This window comes from Pigmentiphaga kullae, assembly GCF_004216695.1.
GTDB classification, from domain to species: Bacteria; Pseudomonadota; Gammaproteobacteria; order Burkholderiales; family Burkholderiaceae_B; genus Pigmentiphaga; species Pigmentiphaga kullae.
This window is the reverse complement of the sequence record NZ_SGXC01000003.1, coordinates 206,490-223,892: the sequence shown is the minus strand read 5'-3', so window position 1 is coordinate 223,892 and position 17,403 is coordinate 206,490. Positions and strand designations below refer to the sequence as shown.

At 68.7% G+C, this 17,403-nt stretch carries 15 protein-coding genes; 9 read left to right on the top strand and 6 right to left on the bottom strand.

Features of this window, described 5'->3' with window-relative positions:
* Nucleotides 1–2: 2 nt before the first annotated feature.
* Nucleotides 3–1,355, top strand: coding sequence for an amidase (locus EV675_RS23860; protein WP_130360677.1), 1,353 nt, complete (start codon nt 3–5; stop codon nt 1,353–1,355).
* A 12-nt stretch (nt 1,356–1,367) separates the two neighbouring features.
* On the opposite strand, the gene EV675_RS23855 is transcribed toward EV675_RS23860, so the two are convergent.
* The 3 genes from EV675_RS23855 to EV675_RS23845 are packed head-to-tail and all read right to left on the bottom strand — an operon-like array spanning nt 1,368 to nt 4,154.
* On the bottom strand, nt 1,368–2,528 hold the full coding sequence (locus tag EV675_RS23855) for a mandelate racemase/muconate lactonizing enzyme family protein (protein WP_130360675.1): 1,161 nt from the start codon (nt 2,526–2,528) through the stop codon (nt 1,368–1,370).
* A complete protein-coding gene (locus EV675_RS23850; protein ID WP_130360673.1) occupies nt 2,525–3,151 on the bottom strand; it encodes a DUF4286 family protein in 627 nt (208 codons plus the stop codon). Before EV675_RS23850 ends, EV675_RS23855 begins: the two co-directional genes overlap by 4 nt.
* A gap of 34 nt (nt 3,152–3,185) precedes the next feature.
* Nucleotides 3,186–4,154 carry a Bug family tripartite tricarboxylate transporter substrate binding protein gene (locus tag EV675_RS23845; RefSeq protein ID WP_165404747.1) on the bottom strand — a complete coding sequence of 323 codons (969 nt, stop codon included), beginning with the start codon at nt 4,152–4,154 and terminating at the stop codon, nt 3,186–3,188.
* Between the two features lie 138 nt (nt 4,155–4,292).
* Here EV675_RS23845 and EV675_RS23840 point away from each other — a divergent pair, with 138 nt between their 5' ends.
* The gene (locus tag EV675_RS23840) at nt 4,293–5,219 is read left to right on the top strand and encodes a LysR family transcriptional regulator (protein WP_130360669.1); all 927 of its coding nucleotides are present in this window, start codon (nt 4,293–4,295) and stop codon (nt 5,217–5,219) included.
* Nucleotides 5,220–5,228: 9 nt separating this feature from the next.
* Here the strand turns inward: EV675_RS23840 and EV675_RS23835 are convergent, their stop codons facing one another.
* The gene (locus EV675_RS23835; RefSeq protein ID WP_130360667.1) at nt 5,229–5,978 is read right to left on the bottom strand and encodes an enoyl-CoA hydratase/isomerase family protein; all 750 of its coding nucleotides are present in this window, start codon (nt 5,976–5,978) and stop codon (nt 5,229–5,231) included.
* Between the two features lie 133 nt (nt 5,979–6,111).
* Here EV675_RS23835 and EV675_RS23830 point away from each other — a divergent pair, with 133 nt between their 5' ends.
* Nucleotides 6,112–7,140, top strand: a complete 1,029-nt coding sequence (locus EV675_RS23830) for an alcohol dehydrogenase catalytic domain-containing protein (RefSeq protein WP_130360665.1) — start codon at nt 6,112–6,114, stop codon at nt 7,138–7,140.
* Nucleotides 7,137–8,630, top strand: coding sequence for a class I adenylate-forming enzyme family protein (locus tag EV675_RS23825; RefSeq protein WP_130360663.1), 1,494 nt, complete (start codon nt 7,137–7,139; stop codon nt 8,628–8,630). The genes EV675_RS23830 and EV675_RS23825 overlap by 4 nt, the downstream gene beginning before the upstream one ends.
* 15 nt (nt 8,631–8,645) lie before the next feature.
* On the opposite strand, the gene EV675_RS23820 is transcribed toward EV675_RS23825, so the two are convergent.
* Nucleotides 8,646–9,617, bottom strand: coding sequence for a Bug family tripartite tricarboxylate transporter substrate binding protein (locus EV675_RS23820; protein WP_130360661.1), 972 nt, complete (start codon nt 9,615–9,617; stop codon nt 8,646–8,648).
* A 183-nt stretch (nt 9,618–9,800) separates the two neighbouring features.
* On the opposite strand from EV675_RS23820, the gene EV675_RS23815 reads away from it, so the two are divergent.
* From EV675_RS23815 to EV675_RS29785, 5 genes are all read left to right on the top strand, one after another.
* Nucleotides 9,801–10,505, top strand: coding sequence for an IclR family transcriptional regulator (locus EV675_RS23815; protein ID WP_165404746.1), 705 nt, complete (start codon nt 9,801–9,803; stop codon nt 10,503–10,505).
* 53 nt (nt 10,506–10,558) lie between these two features.
* Nucleotides 10,559–11,311, top strand: coding sequence for a TSUP family transporter (locus tag EV675_RS23810; protein ID WP_130360657.1), 753 nt, complete (start codon nt 10,559–10,561; stop codon nt 11,309–11,311).
* A gap of 153 nt (nt 11,312–11,464) precedes the next feature.
* Nucleotides 11,465–12,217, top strand: coding sequence for a hypothetical protein (locus EV675_RS23805; RefSeq protein WP_130360655.1), 753 nt, complete (start codon nt 11,465–11,467; stop codon nt 12,215–12,217).
* 78 nt (nt 12,218–12,295) lie between these two features.
* Nucleotides 12,296–15,241, top strand: coding sequence for an EAL domain-containing protein (locus EV675_RS23800; RefSeq protein WP_130360653.1), 2,946 nt, complete (start codon nt 12,296–12,298; stop codon nt 15,239–15,241).
* A 17-nt stretch (nt 15,242–15,258) separates the two neighbouring features.
* Nucleotides 15,259–15,414, top strand: a complete 156-nt coding sequence (locus EV675_RS29785) for a hypothetical protein (RefSeq protein WP_165404745.1) — start codon at nt 15,259–15,261, stop codon at nt 15,412–15,414.
* Here the strand turns inward: EV675_RS29785 and prpR are convergent.
* Nucleotides 15,404–17,350: a propionate catabolism operon regulatory protein PrpR gene (prpR, locus tag EV675_RS23795; protein ID WP_130360651.1), complete on the bottom strand. Its 1,947-nt coding sequence runs from the start codon at nt 17,348–17,350 to the stop codon at nt 15,404–15,406. The two genes, EV675_RS29785 and prpR, sit on opposite strands and share 11 nt — an antisense overlap.
* Between the last annotated feature and the right edge of the window lie 53 nt (nt 17,351–17,403).

The following is a 17,403-nucleotide window of genomic DNA, read 5'->3' as shown; positions in this document are numbered from 1 at the left end:
CGATGCCGCCCCTGATGTCCCTGGAACACCTGAGCGCCGAACTGGACGCCGGCCGCCTGACCAGCCGCGAGTTGGTGGAAGCCTGCCTGGCGCGCATCGCCGATCCGTCCGGCCAGGGCGCGCGCGTCTATGTCGCGGTGGACGCCGACGGCGCGCGGCGCGCCGCCGACGCGGTCGATGCGGCGCGCGCGCGGGGGGAGCGCACCCGGCGCCTGGCCGGCATCCCCATCTCGATCAAGGACTTGTTCGACATCGAAGGCCAGGTCACGACGGCGGGCTCGCGCGTGCTGGCCGATGCCCCGCCCGCCGCGCGCGACGCCGTGGCGGTCGCCCGCCTGCGCGAGGCCGGCTTCGTCGTCATGGGCCGCACGAACATGACGGAGTTCGCCTATTCGGGGCTGGGGCTCAATCCCCACTACGGCACGCCGCTCAATCCCTACGACCGCCAGACCGGCCGGATCCCCGGCGGCTCGTCCTCGGGCGCGGCGGTCTCGGTCACCGACGGCATGGCGGCCGTGGGCCTGGGCACCGATACCGGCGGGTCGTGCCGCATTCCGGCCGCGCTGACGGGCCTGACCGGCTTCAAGCCCACCGCGGCCCGCGTGCCCGCCACGGGCGCCTTTCCGCTGTCGACCACGCTGGACAGCATAGGCGGCATCGGCCATACCGTGAATTGCTGCGCCCTTGTCGACGCCATCCTGTCCGGCGAGCCGGTCTACCCGGACGAACACGCGCCCCTGGCCGGCCTGCGCGTCGGCGTGCCGCAGACCCTGGCGCTGGACGGCATGGACGGCGACGTTGGCAAGGCGTTCCAGGCCGCGCTGCAACGGCTGTCGCAAGCCGGCGCGGCCATCGTGGAGGCACCCTTCGCGGAATTCTCCGAACTGGCGGCCATCAACGCCAAGGGCGGTTACACCGCCGCCGAATCCTATCCGCTGCACCGGGACATGATGGCCCGCCATGGCGGCCTGTACGACCCGCGCGTCAAGGTGCGCATCGAGAAAGGCGCGCAGATGACCGTCCAGGACATCGCCGGGCTGCACGCACGCCGCGCCGACTGGATACGGCGCACGAATCGTCACTTCGAGACGCTGGACGTGATCGCCTGTCCCACGGTGCCCGTCATCGCGCCAACGGTGCGGGAACTGGCCGACGACGAGGCCTATGGCCGCGCCAACCTGTTGGTGCTGCGCAATCCGACCTTCATCAATTTCCTGGACGGGTGCGCCATCTCGCTGCCCTGCCACGAACCGGGCGCGGCGCCGGTCGGACTCATGCTGGCCGCCCCGGGCGGCCAGGACCGCCGCCTGCTGGCGGCGGCGCGCGCCGTCGAGGCCCTGCTCGCGGCGCGCTGAATCCGCTGCCTCCTACTTGCGGCGCGCGAACTCCAGGTACTCGGGGTCGAAGCTCATGCCCCAGCCCGGCGCGGTCGGCAGCGTGTAGTAGCCATCGACGAACGGCCGTTCCGGCTGATTGGCGATCAGCTTGTAGAAGAACGGATCGCGCCAGGGCAGCATGACTTCGGCATAGCGGCCATTGACCACGCCCGCCGACATCATCAGGCCGATCTGCGGCTCCAGGTGCTGCATGACCGAGACGTTGAAGGCCGAAGCCAGCATCGCCACGCGCCGCCATTCGGTCGGACCGCCGCCCCAGCTCGCGTCGAAGTTGCAGATGTCGATGGCGCCGGCCACCAGCAGATCGCGGCAGCCGAAGCGCGACAGTTCGCTCTGCCCCGCCGCCACCGGCACGCCACCCACCGTCCGCACCACCGCCATGTCGGCGCGGTCGTTGTCCCAGCGGCAAGGTTCCTCGAACCAGGCCAGGTTCAGGTCGCGGGTCCGGCGCACGAATTCCAGCGCCTCTTCGCGGCTCCAGCCCTGGTTGGCGTCGCAGGCCAGCACGAAGCCGTCGCCGCCGGCCCGGCGCACGGTCTGGGCGCGCAGGGCATCTTCGGCGGGCGTCTTGCCGCCCAGCTTGAGTTTCAGGCCGTGGATGCCGAAGGCCTTCAGCTCGGCCACTTCGTCGGCCAGGGCCTCCAGGTCGCCGCTCTGGCGATAGTATCCGCCCAGCGCGACCACCGGCACGCGCTCGCGCGCGCCGCCCCACAAGAGGTGCAGCGGCAGGCCGGCCAGCTTGCCCACGGCATCGTGCAGCGCGCTGTCCACGCAGGCCTGGGCCCGCAGCGCCACCCGGCGGTCGCGCAGGAAAGGCTCGGTCGCGCGCCGCGTGGCGGCCCAGGCGTCGTCGATGGCGGCGACGCGGCGGCCCTTGAGCAGAGGTTCCAGTTCGTCGTGGATCAGGCGGATGATGGCCGGCTGCAGTTCGTCGTCGTTGCCGTTGAAGCACTCGCCCACCACGCCGGTATCGGTGTGCACGCGCGTGACGATGGTGCAGCGGTGGGTCAGCTTCAGGGTCGAGCCCGTGGCCGGCCGCTCCAGCTCCACCTTCAGCGGAATGGTCTCGATGCGGGTGATGCGCGCGTCCACCAGGGCGGGCGCGCCGTCTTGTCGGATTGCGGAAGTCATATCGCTCCTTGGCCGGGTTCGAGTGCGTAGATCCGTTCGCACATGACCCGGCGGGTATTCTGGAAATGCGGACGCACGCGGCTGCTCCAGTCGGTCGCGCGCACGGCCAGCCAGGCGGGATCCTGCTGGATGGCGGGCGTGGTCAGGTCATAACAGGCCAGCGACCGCTGGCTGCCATCGGTATTGTCCGCCACCAGCCGGCGCGCGCGCACGTTGCCCGTCACGGCGGCCAGGCCGGGCAGGTGTTCCTGCCCGTACCAGTTCGACAGGTCCTCGGCCACTTCCGGGCGCACGTCGGTCTCGACCACGTAGTGGTGCGTGGCCGGCTGGCCCTGCGAAACACCGGGCAGGTCCTGCACCGGCGACAGGATCAGGACGTCCGGTGCCTGGCCTGGCAGCAGCCTGCCGGCGCGCCCGGCGATGTCGCCGGCCAGCTCCACGCCGCCTGGCCGCGGGGACCAGAAGTACAGATACAGATGGGAACCGTCCAGCGCGCGGTTGGCGTCCACGCGCTCGAAGCACCCCGGATGGGCGGCCACCACCTCGGCCGCCAGCCGTTCGATGGCCGCCAGCTCGGCGGGCACCGGGGAATACCGCAACAACACCGCGGCGGGTCTACTCATAGATGCATCTTCCAGAAATGGCCTGCCGGGCGCGTCAATCGGCCTGGATGCCGAGCCGCTTGATCAGCTCCGCCCACTTGGTCGTTTCGCCGGCCATGAATTTACCGAAGGGTTCGGGCGACAGATAAGCCACCGACGCGCTCTCGGCCGCCAGGCGCTGGCGCATGTCCGGCTTGGCCAGGATGTCGCCGATGGTCTTGCTCAGCTTGTCGACGACGGCCGGCGGCGTGCCGGCCGGCGCCAGGATGCCCCACCAGTTGTCGCCGTCGTAGCCCGCCAGGCCCGCCTCCTGGACCGTGGGCACCTCGGGCAGCACGGCCTGGCGTTGGGTACCGCTGACGGCCAGCGGCCGCAGGCGGTTGGCCTTGACGTGCGGCAGCGCCTGCAGCACGGTACCGACGGACACCTGGGCATGGCCCGCGGCAACGTCGGTCAGGGCCGCGCCGGCGCCCTTGTAGGGCACGTGCGTCATCGAGATGCCGGCCCGGATCTCGAACAGTTCGCTGACCAGATGCTGCGAACTGCCCACGCCGGACGACACGTAGTTGAGCTTGCCCGGATTGGCCTTGGCATAGGCGATCAGGTCCGACAGCGTCTTCACCGGCAGGCCCGGATAGACCGAAATCAGCAGCGGCGCGGTAGCCAGCCGGGCAATGGGCGCGAAGTCCTTGTTCGGATCGTAGGACAGTTTCTTGTACAGCGTCGAATTCGCCGTGTGCGGGGTCGAGATCAGCAGCAGCGTATAGCCGTCGGGACGGGACTTGGCCACCACCTCGGTGCCGATGGTACCGCCCGCGCCTCCCCGGTTGTCGACGATGAACGGCTGCCCCAGGCTCTTGGACAGTTCCTCGCCGATCAGGCGGCCGACGATGTCATTGCTGCCGCCGGGCGCGAACGGGATCACGATGCGCACGGGACGATCGGGATAGCCCTCGGCGCGCGCGGCACCCAACGTGGAAGCCAGCGCCAGGGCAACGGCCGGGACCAGGAATTTGCGGGACATGTGCATGGGGTCTCCTCGTGCATGCCGCCTTGGCGGCATCCCGCTGGCGGCGTTTCGTCAAGAGGCGGCATTGTGCGCACGTCCGCCATTTTCATCAATAAAATAGCTTCTACATCTGATATCCATAAATCAAATACCATGGACCTGCAGCAGCTGGAATCCTTCGTGCGCGTGGCCGAACTCGGCAGCCTGACCCGCGCCGCGCTGGTGGCTGGCGTCTCCCAGCCCACGCTCAGCCGCCACATCCGCCTGCTCGAACTCGAACTGAAATCCCACCTGCTGGTCCGCACCGGCCGCGGCGTGGAGCTGACCGAATCCGGCAAATGCCTGCTGTCCTACGGCAACGCCATCCTGAAGCTGACGCGGCAGGCCCGCGCCGACATCCAGGCGCTGCGCGAACAGCCCACCGGCAGGCTGACCGTGGGCCTGCCCCCGCGCATCGCGCACGTGCTGACGCCGGAACTGGTCAAGCAGTTCCGCAAGCGCTATCCCGAGGCGTCGATTTCCGTTTCCGAAGGCCTGAGCGTCGCGCTGCGCGAAGACCTGATACTGGGCAAGATCGAGATCGCGCTGCTGTTCGATCCGCCGCCCAGCCCCCGCCTGGAATACCGCAGCCTGTATCGCGAGGACATGGTGCTGTGCGGCCGCCCCAAGCCCGCCTTCCCGCTGCCGGCGCGACTGGCGGCGCGGGAACTGGAGCGTTACCCGGTCCTGGTGCCCAGCATTCCGAACGCCGTGCGCAACGTGATCGAGGCTGGCTGCCGGCCCCACGGCATCAAGCTGAACGTCGTGGCCGAGGTCGACGCCGTGCACACCCTGCTCAAGCTCGCGCTGAGCGGACAGGGCTATGCCATCGTGCCGCGCAGCGCGGCGCCCATCGCCAGCACCGTCGAAGGCGGCCCGTTCCGGATCTCCACCATCGGTTCGCCGCGCATGCGCAACAACCTGGTCCTGGCCACCGCGCGCGAACGGCCGCTGTCGCAGCTCGCGCAGGGAACGGTGGAACTGCTGGCGGCCCAGGACATCGGCGGCCTGCTGGACGCGGGACGGCGCGTGGGCGGATAGGCGGGCCGCCTAGCGGATGCGGCCCGCGCCGGGCTTGTGGGCCACCACGTCGCCGAACTCTTTCGACTCGAGTATGGCCAACCGCGCGTCGTCGATGACGGCGGCATGATCGCGCGCACGGCGACGGCGCTCCAACAGGATCAGACGCTTGGTCTGCGCCACCGCCGCCGCGGAATTCGAGGCGATGCGCCGCGCCAGCGCCATCGCGGCCGCAAGGCTGTCGGACACGACCTCGTCCACCAGCCCGATGCGCAACGCTTCCCGCGGTTCGATCAGCCGGGCCGTCAGCATCAGATCCAGCGCGCGCGGCTCGCCCACCAGCCCCGGCAAGGTGACGGCACTGACACCCGAGAGCATGCCGTGCTGGACCTCGGGAAATCCCAGCTTGCCCGTCTCGGCGGCGATGCGGAAATCGGCATGGATGGCCAGCGTCAGCCCCATGCCTATGGTGAAACCGTGCAGCGCCGCCACCACCGGCTTGTGCAGTTCCACGCCTATGCCGGGAATGGCCTCCATCAGCGTCCGCGTGTCCACCATGGTGCCGGTCGCCTGCATCTCCTTGATGTCCGAACCTGCGCAGAAGGCCTTCTCGCCCGCGCCGCGCAGCACCAGCACCGACACGGCCGGATCCTGGGCCGCGTCGCGCCAGATGCGGCCCAGTTCCCGCTTGGCGGGCACGTCCAGCGCGTTCATGCGCTCCGGACGGTTGATGACGATCTCGTGGATGCCGCCTTCGAGCGGACGATAGTCGATACCCATGCAGGCCTCTTCCCGTGAATGGCGCCGGCGACACGTTGACAGGTGGGTGCCGGCTATGCAAACTATACTTCAAATGTGTAAATAGTAAACATTATGTGCATATTATGCACAATTAACCGTGGACGATTCTCCCATGAAAGCCGTCATCCTTTCCGCCTTCGGCGCACCCGACACCCTGGAAATCCGCGAGGTTCCCACTCCCTCCCCCGCAGCGGGCGAGGTCCTGGTGCAGGTCAAGGCTGCCGGCATCTGCCACCATGACATCCTGCACCGCGCGGGCAAGCTGCCCGGCGCACGCGCCGGCGTCGTCCTGGGCCACGAGACCGCGGGCGAGGTCGTGGCGGTGGGCGACGGCGTGATCACGCACCGCGTGGGCGACCCGGTGGTCATCTACCAGCGCCAGTTCTGCGGCCTGTGCCGCAACTGCCTGCGCGGCCGGCAGGACATGTGCCGCGCGCTGGGCCTGCCGGCCGTCGACACCGTCGGCGGCTACGCCGAATATGTCTGCGTACCCGCGCCCATGGCCATCCCCGTGCCGCGGGGCCTGCCCTGGGAAGCCGCGGCGCTGTCGTGCTGCCCAATCGGCACCAGCCTGCGCGCGCTGCGTACCCTGGCCGGCACCAGCCCCGGCGACACGGTCCTCATCACGGGCGCCAGCGGTGGCCTGGGCATGCACCAGATCCAGATCGTGCGCGCCCTGGGCGCCCGTTCCATCGCGGTCACTTCCAGCCCGGCCAAGGCCGCGCATCTGAAATCGCTTGGAGCCGACGAAGTCATCGTGGCGCCGGACCTGAAGTTCGGCGCCCAGGCCTGGCAGCTCACGGGCAAACAGGGCGTGGACATCGCCATCGATAACCTGGGCCTGTCCCTGCCCGAGACCCTGCGCAGCATGGCGCAGGGCGGCACGGTGGTGGTGCTCGGCAACATCGACGGCCAGGCGGTGGACGTGCTGCCAGGACTGCTGATCGGCCGCAGGATACGCGTCATGGGATCTGGCAGCGGCACGCTGGAGGACATCCGCCAGGCACTGGCGATGCTGGCCTGCGGCCAGATCCGTCCCGTCATCTCCGCCACTCTGCCCTTCAACGAGATCCGCCGCGCGCACGAACTTCTCGACACCAAAGCGGTGGAAGGCCGCGTGATCATGCAGGGCTGGCTATGAACGTCGGTGCCCTGCTTCAACGGTGCGCGCAGCGCTGGCCCGGCCAGCCCGCGATCGTGGACGCGCGCGACGGCAGCGTCCTGGACTTTCCATCGTTCGCCGCGCGCGTGTTCGGACTGGGCCATGCGCTGCGCGCAGACGGGCTCGGGGACGGCGACCGCGTTGCCATCCTTGGGGACAACACGCCCGCTTACCTGCTGTGGGACTACGGCGCGATGTCGGCCGGACTGGTCCGGGTGCCGCTCGACCCGGCGCTCAGCGCCAACGAGCAGGCCGCGCAACTGATCGATGCCCAGGCCGGCATGCTGGCCCATGGCGCCGAATACGGCGAACGCGCGCGCGAGCTGGCCGCTCGCGTGCCCGGCCTGCGTCTGCGTCCACTGGAAACCGACGCGGACAGCCGCGAGGCGCCCGCGGCCACGCCCGCGGCCGACGCCATGGCCTCGCTCAACTACACCGGCGGCAGCACCGGCGCGCCCAAGGCCGTCGTCATCACTCACGGCAGCATCACCTCCGCGCTGCAGAACATCGTCATGGCGCGCGGCCAGCATCCCGGCGACGTCATGCTCAACATGCGGCCGCTATGGCCGATCGCCGCCATCATCGTGCTGGCCCAGCTGGCCGCGGGCGGCGCGGTCGTGCTGGCGGGCCGCTTCGAACCGGCGCGCTTCCTGGAGCTGCTGGCGCGCCACCGCGCCACCTCGACCTCCCTGGTGCCCACCCATCTGGTGCGGCTGCTGAAGGAGACCCGGCCCGCCGACCACGACCTGGGCGCGCTGCGCAGCATGGATGTGGGCGCGGCCGCCATTCCGCCCGACACTTTCCTGGCCGCCATCGAGGCCTTCGGCCCGCGCTTCGGCATCCTGTATGGGCTGACCGAGGCATCGTGGAGCTGCTATCAGCCGCCCGATGTCCTGGCCGCCCCCGAGACCCGGGCGCAGGCCGTGCGCAGCGTGGGCCGGCCGCTGTTCGGCTGCGAGATCCGCATCGAACGCGATGGGGAAACCGCACCGGCGGACACGGAAGGCGAAGTGCTTATACGCGGCGCCCACGTCGCGGCCGGCTACTGGCGGCAGCCGGAACTGACCGCCCGGGTCTTCCGCGACGGCTGGTTCCGCACCGGGGACCTCGGCATCCTGGACGCCTCGGGCGTGCTGCGCATTACCGGCCGCCTGAAGGAAGTGATACGCAGCGGCGGCAAGTCCATACTTCCGGACGAGGTGGAACGCGCGCTGTGCAGCCACCCCGCCGTTGCCGAAGCGGCCGCGGCCGGACTGCCCGACCCCGAGTGGGGCGAGATCGTCGGCGCCGCCGTCGTGCTGCACGCGGGCGCGGCGGCCACGGCCGAGGAGCTGATGGAACACTGCCGCCGGTCGCTATCGGGATTCAAGAAGCCGCGCGTGATCCGCTTCGCCCCGGCCATCCCCAAGTCCCATTACGGCAAGGTCCAGCGGGCCAAGGTGCGGGCCCTGCTCGTGGACGAAGCCTGATCGCGCAGGCCCCCGTCACTGCTCGGCGATATGGGCCAGCTTCACGATCTCGCGCGACTTGGCCGTTTCCTGGTCGATGAAGGCCCGGAAACGGGCACCCGACACCCCCGACGGTTCGAGCCCCTGGCGCTCGAACCAGGCACGCGCGTCGGGCTCGGCCACGAAGCGCTTGACCGCCGCTTCCAACTTGTCCACCACGGGGGCCGGCAGTCCCGCCGGTCCCCACAAGCCATACCAGGTCGAGAAATTGACCTCGGGGTAGCCGGCCTCGGCGAACGTCGGCACGTCGGGAGCCAGCGTGCTGCGCTTGTTCCCGGTAATGGCCAGCGCCTTGAGCTTGCCGGCCTTGACCGGGGGCAGCGATGTCAGCAGCGGATCGATCATGCCGCTGACCTGGCCGCCCATCAGGTCGATCAGCGCCGGTCCCGTGCCCTTGTAGAGCACGGTGGGCACAGCCAGTCCGGCCAGATGCTTGAAGGACTCCACGTCCAGGTGGCCTGCCGCGCCGAAACCGCCCACCGCGAAGCTGAACCGATCGGGCGCGGCCTTGGCCTGGGCCACGAAGTCCTGGACCGATCCGGCCGGTGCGGACGCGGGCGTGACGAACAGGAGCGGCCCCGAGGCGACCAGCGCGAGATGCGTCAGGTCCCGGGCCGGATCGAAGGGTGGCTTGTCCTTCATGATGAGCGGATTGACCACCAGGGTCGAGGCCGTGAACAGCAGCGTATAGCCGTCGGCCGGTGACCTGACCACCGCGTCGGCGCCGATGTTGCCGGAAGCGCCGGCGCGGTTCTCGACCACCACCTTTTGCGAAAACTGCTCGGCGAGGCGGGCCGCGAGGGTACGCGCGACCGCGTCCACCGCGCCGCCGGCCGCGAACGGCACGATCAGCCTGACCGGCCGGGAGGGGTAGCCATCCGCCGCGACGGCCGGAACGGCAGCCAGCGCAAGGAACGACGCAAACCAGGAAGCACGCAGGGACGACATGGCGACAACCTCTCATGATCATTGGTTATGTGCATATTACGCACATTAAGCTTGTAATACGCACTCCGAGATTAGCGATACCATGTCGCGACGTCAACGATTCCCTCGACCGTATCCATGCCCCGCCAGCCTTCCACTTCCGCAGCGCCGCCAGGCAATCGGGTCCAGGTCATCGACCGGGCCATGTTCCTGCTCGATGTGCTGATGCGGATGCCGCGGGGCGCCTCGGCGCTCGAACTGGCCCAGGCCACGGAACTGGACCGCACCACGGTCCATCGCGTGCTGCGTACCCTGGCCTTCTGGGGCATGGTGCAGGCGCGAGAGGGCATCTATGCGCTGGGCCCCAAGTGCCTGGTTCTGGGAACGGCCCAGCACGACCGGCTGGGCATACGGCGGGCCGCCCTGCCGCACGCGATCGAGTTGCAGGAGAAAGGCGTGGGCAGGCGCCGGGCGATCGTCTCGATCTCCGTGCCGGCGCTGGACGAGGTGGTCATCATCGAACGCATCTGGGCCCCATCGGTGCCGCTCAACATCATCACCGACATCGGCACCCACTTTCCGCTGGACGCCAGCGTGAGCGGGCGCGCCATCCTGGCCGCGTGGCCGCGCGAACGGGGCATCGCGCACGTGGGCGAGGAACGCTACGCAGCCGCTTCGGACCGGCTGGAAGCGATACGCGCGGCCCGGGGCCTGTCGTTCGGGCTGAGCGAAATGCGGCCGGGCGTGGGAACGCTCGCCTGCCCGGTGTTCGGCCGTGGCGGCGAAGCAGTGGCGGCGCTGATCGTGGCGGGACTGGCGCTGGAAGAAGAACTGGATCCGGAAGCCCCGCTGGCCCAGCACGCGCTGCGCAGCGCGGCCAGCATCTCGGCCGTGCTGCGCGCGAGCTGAAAGCGCCCGCTTCCCCGGAAAACCGTGCTTTTTCGGGTTAGTATTTCGGGTTCATGACCGTACTGACCTTCCTGCTATTTCTCGCCTGCGTGGGCCTGTCGGCCTACTGCCAGAACCTCACCGGCTTTGCCTTCGCCCTGCTGCTGCTCGGCATGGTCGGCGCCTTCGGACTGATGCCCATTCCCGAGGCGGCCAACGTGGCCAGCGTCCTGAGCCTGGCGAACGCCTGGGCCTACTGGCGCTACAACCGCGTCACCTTCGACTGGACCCTGCTGCGCCCCATCCTGACCAGCAGCCTCGTGGGCGTGCTGGGCGGCGTCGCGCTGCTGGCCTGGCTCAGCACCAACGCGGTCACGACGCTGCGCCTGCTGCTGGGCGTGGCCATCATCGGCTGTGCCATCCTGCTGCTGGTGCAGACCGCTCCCCGCGCCCAGCCCTCGGGCAAGCCGGCGCTATGGTTCTTCGGCGTGCTGTCGGGGCTGCTCGGCGGCCTTTTCTCCACCTCGGGGCCGCCCATGGTCTATCACCTGTACCGGCAGCCCCTGGACCGCAACCTGGTGCGCGAGTGCCTGTTCATGATGTTCGCCGCCAGCGCCGCCCTGCGTCTGGTGCTGGTGGCCGCCAGCGGACATTTCGAATGGAGTTCGCTGCTGCTGGGCATCTGCGCCGTTCCCGTGGTCGCGGGCGTGTCCTGGTGGCAGGCAAGGCATCCGCCCCCGATTTCCCGGCGCGCCGTGGAATGGCTGGTCTGCGGCCTGCTGATGCTGGCCGGCGCCAGCCTGATCTGGGCCAGCCTGGGAGGCTGAAACCAGTTATTGTGCGGTGCACAACAAAAATCGGGCCATAACCCCCTTTTTCCCGACAGTTGTAAGCAACTTCCCGCCGAGACGTGCGAATCTGGTGTTACCGCTGCGATATCCGCAACGGCCATACCGTCTCACTCTTACAAGGAAGTCCAAATGTCTTACGACAATGCTCTGCCCACCCGGTCCGGCCTGCTTTTGCCGCTTTCCGAGCAGACCCCCGAGAACCTGCCCTTCACCATCCGCATCGCCCGGGACGGCGAAGCCATGGAAAAAGCCATCGCCATGCGTCAGTCGGCCTACGGCCGCCACGTGCCGGAAATCGCCCGCAACCTGGGCGAACCGGAACTGCACGACACCGACCCAGGCTCGGTCGTGCTGCTGGCCGAATCCAAGTTCGACGGCGCGCCGCTGGGCACCATGCGCGTCCAGACCAACATGTGCGGCCCCTTGTGGCTGGAACAGTCGGTCACGCTGCCCGATTGGCTCTCGGGCTATGCCCTGGCCGAAGCCACCCGTCTGGGCGTCTCCAGCGAGCGCATGGGCCGTGTCGCGAAAACAGCTCTTTTCAAGGCCTATTTCCTTTTTTGCGTGCAAGCGGGCATAGACTGGATGGTCATCGCCGGACGGTCCCCGCTCGATCGCCAGTACGAGGCGCTGATGTTCCGCGAAGTGTTCCCCGGCCAAGGCTTCATGCCGATGCGCCACGCGGGCAACATCCCTCACCGCGTACTGGCTTTCGAAATCGCGACGGCCGAAAAGCGTTGGCGCGAGGCTGGCCACCCTTTGTATCAGTTTGTGTTCAAGACCCATCATCCGGACATTCGCATCGATGGGAATTTGATTAACATTGACGCGCTGCGCAGCGCTTCGCGGGAACGGGAAGACCTCCTTCAACCGCAGGCCTGATCCGGCACGATCAGCGGCCCATCCGGGGGGGCGGGCCGCCCGCGAAACGACAAGCCCCCCCTCCTTCTCAAGGCGAACATGCAGCCCCCTTCGGCGGAACCCTCTACCCGCATAGCCTGGGTTACGGCCAAGATCGACTGGTTCTTAAGCAACTTCTCGTACTACCTCGTACCGGCGGCGATCTTCGTCTTCTCGCTGGTGGCGCTTACGCTGGAACACAGCATCTACGACACCAACGACAACCGCGTCCTGCCCTTCGCCGTGGTCGCCGACAAGACCGGCCAGACCCCTTCCGAAGCGCTGGCCACCCTCGCATCCGCGCCCGCCGTCCGCTTCCACGACACCCGCCTGGCCGAGACGCCGTTCTGGTTCCGCTTTACCGTCCCGCCGTCGAACACGCCGCAAAGCGTGGAACTGCCGTCCCGCCACGCGCAGGAAGTCTCGTGCTGGAACGCTGCCGGCCTGGCGCCCCTGGGCGCGGCCACGCGCGGCGGCACGTCGGGCATCCTGCAGTCGGTGAAGTCGGGTTTCGCGCTGGACCTGGGCGTGCACGCGCGGCCCCTCGACCTGCTGTGCCGCGCCCACTTCTCGGGCCCCGCACGCATCACCGTCGAGGCCTGGCCCAAATCCGAGCTGGCCCTCTCCCACCTCGCCTACCACCACGCCACGGGCGTGCTCGAGGGCGGACTGCTGACCCTGGCGGTGCTCACGCTGATGACGGCGCTGATCAACCGCGACGCCCGCTACCTGCTGTTCGCGATCTGGCTGGTCGGCAACCTGCGCCTGGGCGGCATCACGATGGGATTCGATACCCAGTGGCTGGAACGCACCATTCCCGTCGATTGGATGGCGATGACCCGCAAGCTGACCATCGCCGCCTACTACATCGTCACCTACACGCTGTTCGCCCAGTTCATGCGCACCGAGCTCAGCCGGGTAGGCTACGGCTGGCTGCTGCGCGCCGGCTCGCGCGCCGGCCTGGTACTGCTGGTCCTGGCCGTCTTCCTGAGTTTCGCCGCCTTCCTGCCCGCCATGTGGGTGGTGGCCTCGTTCGGCATCTTCGTCGTCATCTTCTTCCTGGCCCGCATCGTCATCGTCACGCGCTCGCGCATCGCGCTCTGGTACGCGGCGGCACTGGGTATCGTGTTGTTCTCCACCTTCTCCGAGGTCATCGCCGCGGCCTTCGACTTCAAGGCCCTGGTCGGCGCGCTCAACAGCGTCACCGCCGCGCTGGCGTCCAGCCTCGTGGCCGCCTTCGCGTTCGCCGAGCAGATACGCGTGGAACGGGTCGAACGCGAACATGCCGAGGCCGAACTGCAACGCGCCTACGAAGTGACGCCCGTGGGCCTGTTCACGCTGGAACCCGACGGCCGGTTCGTGCGCGCCAACACCGCCATGCAGGAAAAGCTGGGCCTGGAGGGCCGACCGCTGCACGAACTGCGCTGGCAGAATTACTTCGAACCCGGCGCGCTGGCACGGCTCAAGGACATCGCCGACCGCGGCGGCGAAGCGGAAATCCAGGCCCAGCCCATAGGCGGCATGGAACCGCGCTGGTACCTGGCCAAGGCCACGCTGGCCCATACCCGCATCGAAGGCTCGCTGCAGGACATTACCGAGCGGCGCAAGGCCACCGAGCGGCTGCGCTTTCTCGCCAACAACGACACCCTGACCGGCGCGCTCAACCGCCGTGGCATCGAGCACATCCTCGAGGCGTCGTTGAAACAATTCGACCCGGCCCACCCGATCGCCCTGGCCTACCTGGACCTCGACCGCTTCAAGCTGATCAACGACCTGTATGGCCACCAGACCGGCGACGAGGTACTCAAGCAAGTATGCCAGCGGGTCAAGTGGTCGCTGGGGGAAGACCACCACGTCGGCCGCATCGGCGGCGACGAGTTCATCCTGGTGCTGCGCGACACCGCCATGCTGCCGGCCACGGACCTGTGCCGCCGCATCATCAGCGACATCTGCGACATGCCCTTCCAGCTGCGCCGGCGTTCGTTCCAGGTCAAGGTCTCCATCGGCCTGATCGAGATCACGCCCGAGATGCGCGTCCAGGATGCCGTCTCGGCGGCCGACCGCGCCTGTCGCGAGGCCAAGAAGGGCAAGCACGGCCACCTGGTCATCTACAAGGAAAACGCGCCGGCCTTCCAGGAGCGCGCCGAGGAACTGCGGCTGATCGAAGAACTGGGCAGCACCTTCACGCCCACCGGCCTGTCGCTGGTCATGCAGCCCATCATGTCGCTGCGCGCGCCCGAGGCCTCGCTGGACTTCGAAGTGCTGATCCGCATGCAGGACTCGTCCGGCGCGATGGTGCCCGCCGGCAAGATCATCGCGGCGGCCGAGGCCAATGGCACCATCGGCGAACTGGACAAATGGGTGCTGACCTCGACGCTGGTATGGCTGACCGAGAACCTGCCGCGCCTGCCCAACACCCGCTTCGTCTGCGTCAACCTCAGCGGCGCGTCGCTGAACGACGAGGCCTTCATCGAGGACACCTTCCGCATCCTGTCGCGCTTCGGTCCGGTGGTGAAATACCTGTGCATGGAGATCACCGAAAGCGTGGCCCTGCACGACATCGCCAACTCCCGCCGCTTCATCGATCGGCTCAAGTCCTGCGGCGCCAAGATCGCGCTCGACGACTTCGGCGCGGGCTACACATCGTTCTCGTACCTGAAGGAATTCGCCGCCGACGCGCTCAAGATCGATGGCGGGTTCATCAAGCGCATGCACGAGCATCCGGCCAACTACGCCATCGTCGAGGCCATCGTCGAGCTGGCGCGCAACCTCGGCATGCGCAGCATCGCCGAATGGGTGGAAGACTATCCCACGGTGGAAGCGCTGGCGGAGCTGGGCGTAGACTATGTACAGGGCTGGGCCATCGCCAAGCCCATGGCGCCCGACGAAATCCTGCGCGCCAGTTCTGCCGCGAGCTTCATCACCGACGAACAGGTCCGGGCCTTCGTCGCCGGCGGCTCCCAGCCAGGAGCCTCGGACGGCATGTCCGCCTGGGGCCTGCATTGACGCGGACTGGAAACCCTATGCTTCGATTCCTGCTCAAGACGACCGGGCCGCTGCTGGCGGCCTTCTGCGTGGCCTGCACGCCCGCACCCCGGTCCCCCTCCGGCTCCGCGCAAAGCGGCAACGGCATCAGCGTCTACGGCACGATAGACGCCGGCGTGGTCGTCAACCGCTAGCCTGCTCCCGGGCTTGCGCCGCCTTGATCTTGCGCCACAGCGTGGTGCGGCTGACGCCCAGCCGCCGCGCGGCCTCCTGGTGATTGCCCGCGCATTCGGCCAGCACGGCGCGGGCGTGGGCGGCCTCCTGGCTGGCACGCACCGCCGACAGGCTGCGCGCCGCGGGCGCCTGTCGCCGGGCCGGCGCATCGGCCAGCATGGCCCGCACCTCGCGGCGCGACAGCGGCCGCCCCTCGGTCAGGCAGGCCATGGTCAGGCGTTCCGACACGTTCTCCAGTTCCCTGACGTTGCCCCGCCATGCGCCTTCCTTCAGCACGGGCAACGCCGCCTCCAGCATGGGCGCCACGGCTTCCTGCAATCCCGCGCGCCCCAGCGCCGCCGGCAGCAGCAGCCGGGCCAGCGCCTCGATGTCCTCGGGCCGGTCGCGCAGCGGCGGCACCACCACCTGCAGGATGTTCAGGCGGTAGTAAAGATCCTCGCGGAAAACGCCCGCCCTGACCATGGCCAGCAGGTCGCGATGGGTGGCGGCCACGATGCGCACGTCGACCGGGATGGTGTCGACGCTGCCCACCCGCGTGATCTCCTTCTCCTGCAAGGCGCGCAACAGCCGCGTCTGTAGCGGCAGCGGCATTTCGCCGATCTCGTCCAGGAACAGCGTGCCCTCGTTGGCGGACTCGAACAGGCCGGGCTTGCCCTGCCGGCGCGCGCCCGTGAAGGCGCCCTCGTCATAGCCGAACAGCTCGCTTTCCAGCAGGGTCTCGGTGAAGGCGCCGCAGTTGATGGCGATGAAGGGATGCCGGCGCCGCCGGCTGGCGTTGTGCAGGCCCTGGGCCAGCAGTTCCTTGCCCGTGCCGCTTTCGCCGTGGATCAGCACGGCCGCGTCGCTGTGCTCGGCGAAGACCCGGCACTGCGCGATCACCTGGCGCATGGCGGCGGACTCGGCCACCACATCGTCCAGCCGGTAGCGGGCCACGCGCGAGCGCCGGTGCGTATGCGCCCGCAGCTTGCTGACGGCACGCTCCAGTTCGCTGGACCCGTGCAGCGTGAAGATGGCGCCGGTCTGCATGCCCTCGTCCAGCAGCGGCACGCGATCGACGACGACCGACTTGCCGCCCATCTCCTGCACGGTGCCGATCTCGCTCGCCCCGCGGGTCATGACCTGCCCCGGCTCCAGGTCCGGCAGCACCTGGCGCAGCGGCTGGCCCAGGGCCTCGCGCACGCGGCGGCCGGTCAGCTTGTCTACCGAGGGATTGGCGGCGACGATGCGGCCGGCCATGTCCACGGCGATGACGCCGTCGTTCAGGTGATAGAGCACCGAATCGAGCTGCGTGCGGCGCGACTTCTCGGCCTTCTGCGCGGCGGCGATCTCGATCGCGTCGTCGAAGGCGGCGCGCACGGAATCCAGCGAATAGACCAGGATGCCCGTCAAGCCGGCTTCATCGGCCAGGTTGGCGATCAGGCCGGGGCCGACCACCACCTCGACGCCGGCCGCCGCCAGTTCCTGGATGCAGTGCCGGGCATCCTCGGCGGTCTGGTAGGCGCGGATCTGCATGGGCAAGGAGAACAGCGTCGCGAAACGGTTCAACGCCGGCGGCACGCGCCGGTGCATGACCATGGCGATGCGGTCGGAGAACTGCCGCGCCTTGCAGATCGCGGCCATCAGATCGAAGCCGCCCACCTTGACGAAGGCCACGGGAATGCTGACGTTCTGGCGCAGGTAGGCGCCGTGGGCGCCCGCCGCGACGATGACGTCGCAGGCCCGCTTTTCGCTGCGTCGGGCGATCTCGGCGATCGCGTCGTCGAAACCCTTGTCGATGATCTCGATGGCGGCCCGGTCCGCGAGTTCGGGGCTGACGGTGCGAAAGACCTCGGTCAGCCGGTGCGCGCTGATGGCCCAGATCAGGGGCCGGCGGTCATCGGATGCGGCGATGCTCATGTTCACTCCTTTTCAATATTGAAACACAAACACAAGAATCGGTGAAACACGCC

Coding starts and splice junctions, on each gene's coding strand:
- EV675_RS23860 (WP_130360677.1), top strand. CDS start 3: ATGCCGCCCCTGATGTCCCTGGAACACCTGAGCGCCGAACTGGACGCC.
- EV675_RS23855 (WP_130360675.1), bottom strand. CDS start 2,528: ATGACTTCCGCAATCCGACAAGACGGCGCGCCCGCCCTGGTGGACGCG.
- EV675_RS23850 (WP_130360673.1), bottom strand. CDS start 3,151: ATGAGTAGACCCGCCGCGGTGTTGTTGCGGTATTCCCCGGTGCCCGCC.
- EV675_RS23845 (WP_165404747.1), bottom strand. CDS start 4,154: ATGTCCCGCAAATTCCTGGTCCCGGCCGTTGCCCTGGCGCTGGCTTCC.
- EV675_RS23840 (WP_130360669.1), top strand. CDS start 4,293: ATGGACCTGCAGCAGCTGGAATCCTTCGTGCGCGTGGCCGAACTCGGC.
- EV675_RS23835 (WP_130360667.1), bottom strand. CDS start 5,978: ATGGGTATCGACTATCGTCCGCTCGAAGGCGGCATCCACGAGATCGTC.
- EV675_RS23830 (WP_130360665.1), top strand. CDS start 6,112: ATGAAAGCCGTCATCCTTTCCGCCTTCGGCGCACCCGACACCCTGGAA.
- EV675_RS23825 (WP_130360663.1), top strand. CDS start 7,137: ATGAACGTCGGTGCCCTGCTTCAACGGTGCGCGCAGCGCTGGCCCGGC.
- EV675_RS23820 (WP_130360661.1), bottom strand. CDS start 9,617: ATGTCGTCCCTGCGTGCTTCCTGGTTTGCGTCGTTCCTTGCGCTGGCT.
- EV675_RS23815 (WP_165404746.1), top strand. CDS start 9,801: ATGTTCCTGCTCGATGTGCTGATGCGGATGCCGCGGGGCGCCTCGGCG.
- EV675_RS23810 (WP_130360657.1), top strand. CDS start 10,559: ATGACCGTACTGACCTTCCTGCTATTTCTCGCCTGCGTGGGCCTGTCG.
- EV675_RS23805 (WP_130360655.1), top strand. CDS start 11,465: ATGTCTTACGACAATGCTCTGCCCACCCGGTCCGGCCTGCTTTTGCCG.
- EV675_RS23800 (WP_130360653.1), top strand. CDS start 12,296: ATGCAGCCCCCTTCGGCGGAACCCTCTACCCGCATAGCCTGGGTTACG.
- EV675_RS29785 (WP_165404745.1), top strand. CDS start 15,259: ATGCTTCGATTCCTGCTCAAGACGACCGGGCCGCTGCTGGCGGCCTTC.
- prpR (WP_130360651.1), bottom strand. CDS start 17,350: ATGAGCATCGCCGCATCCGATGACCGCCGGCCCCTGATCTGGGCCATC.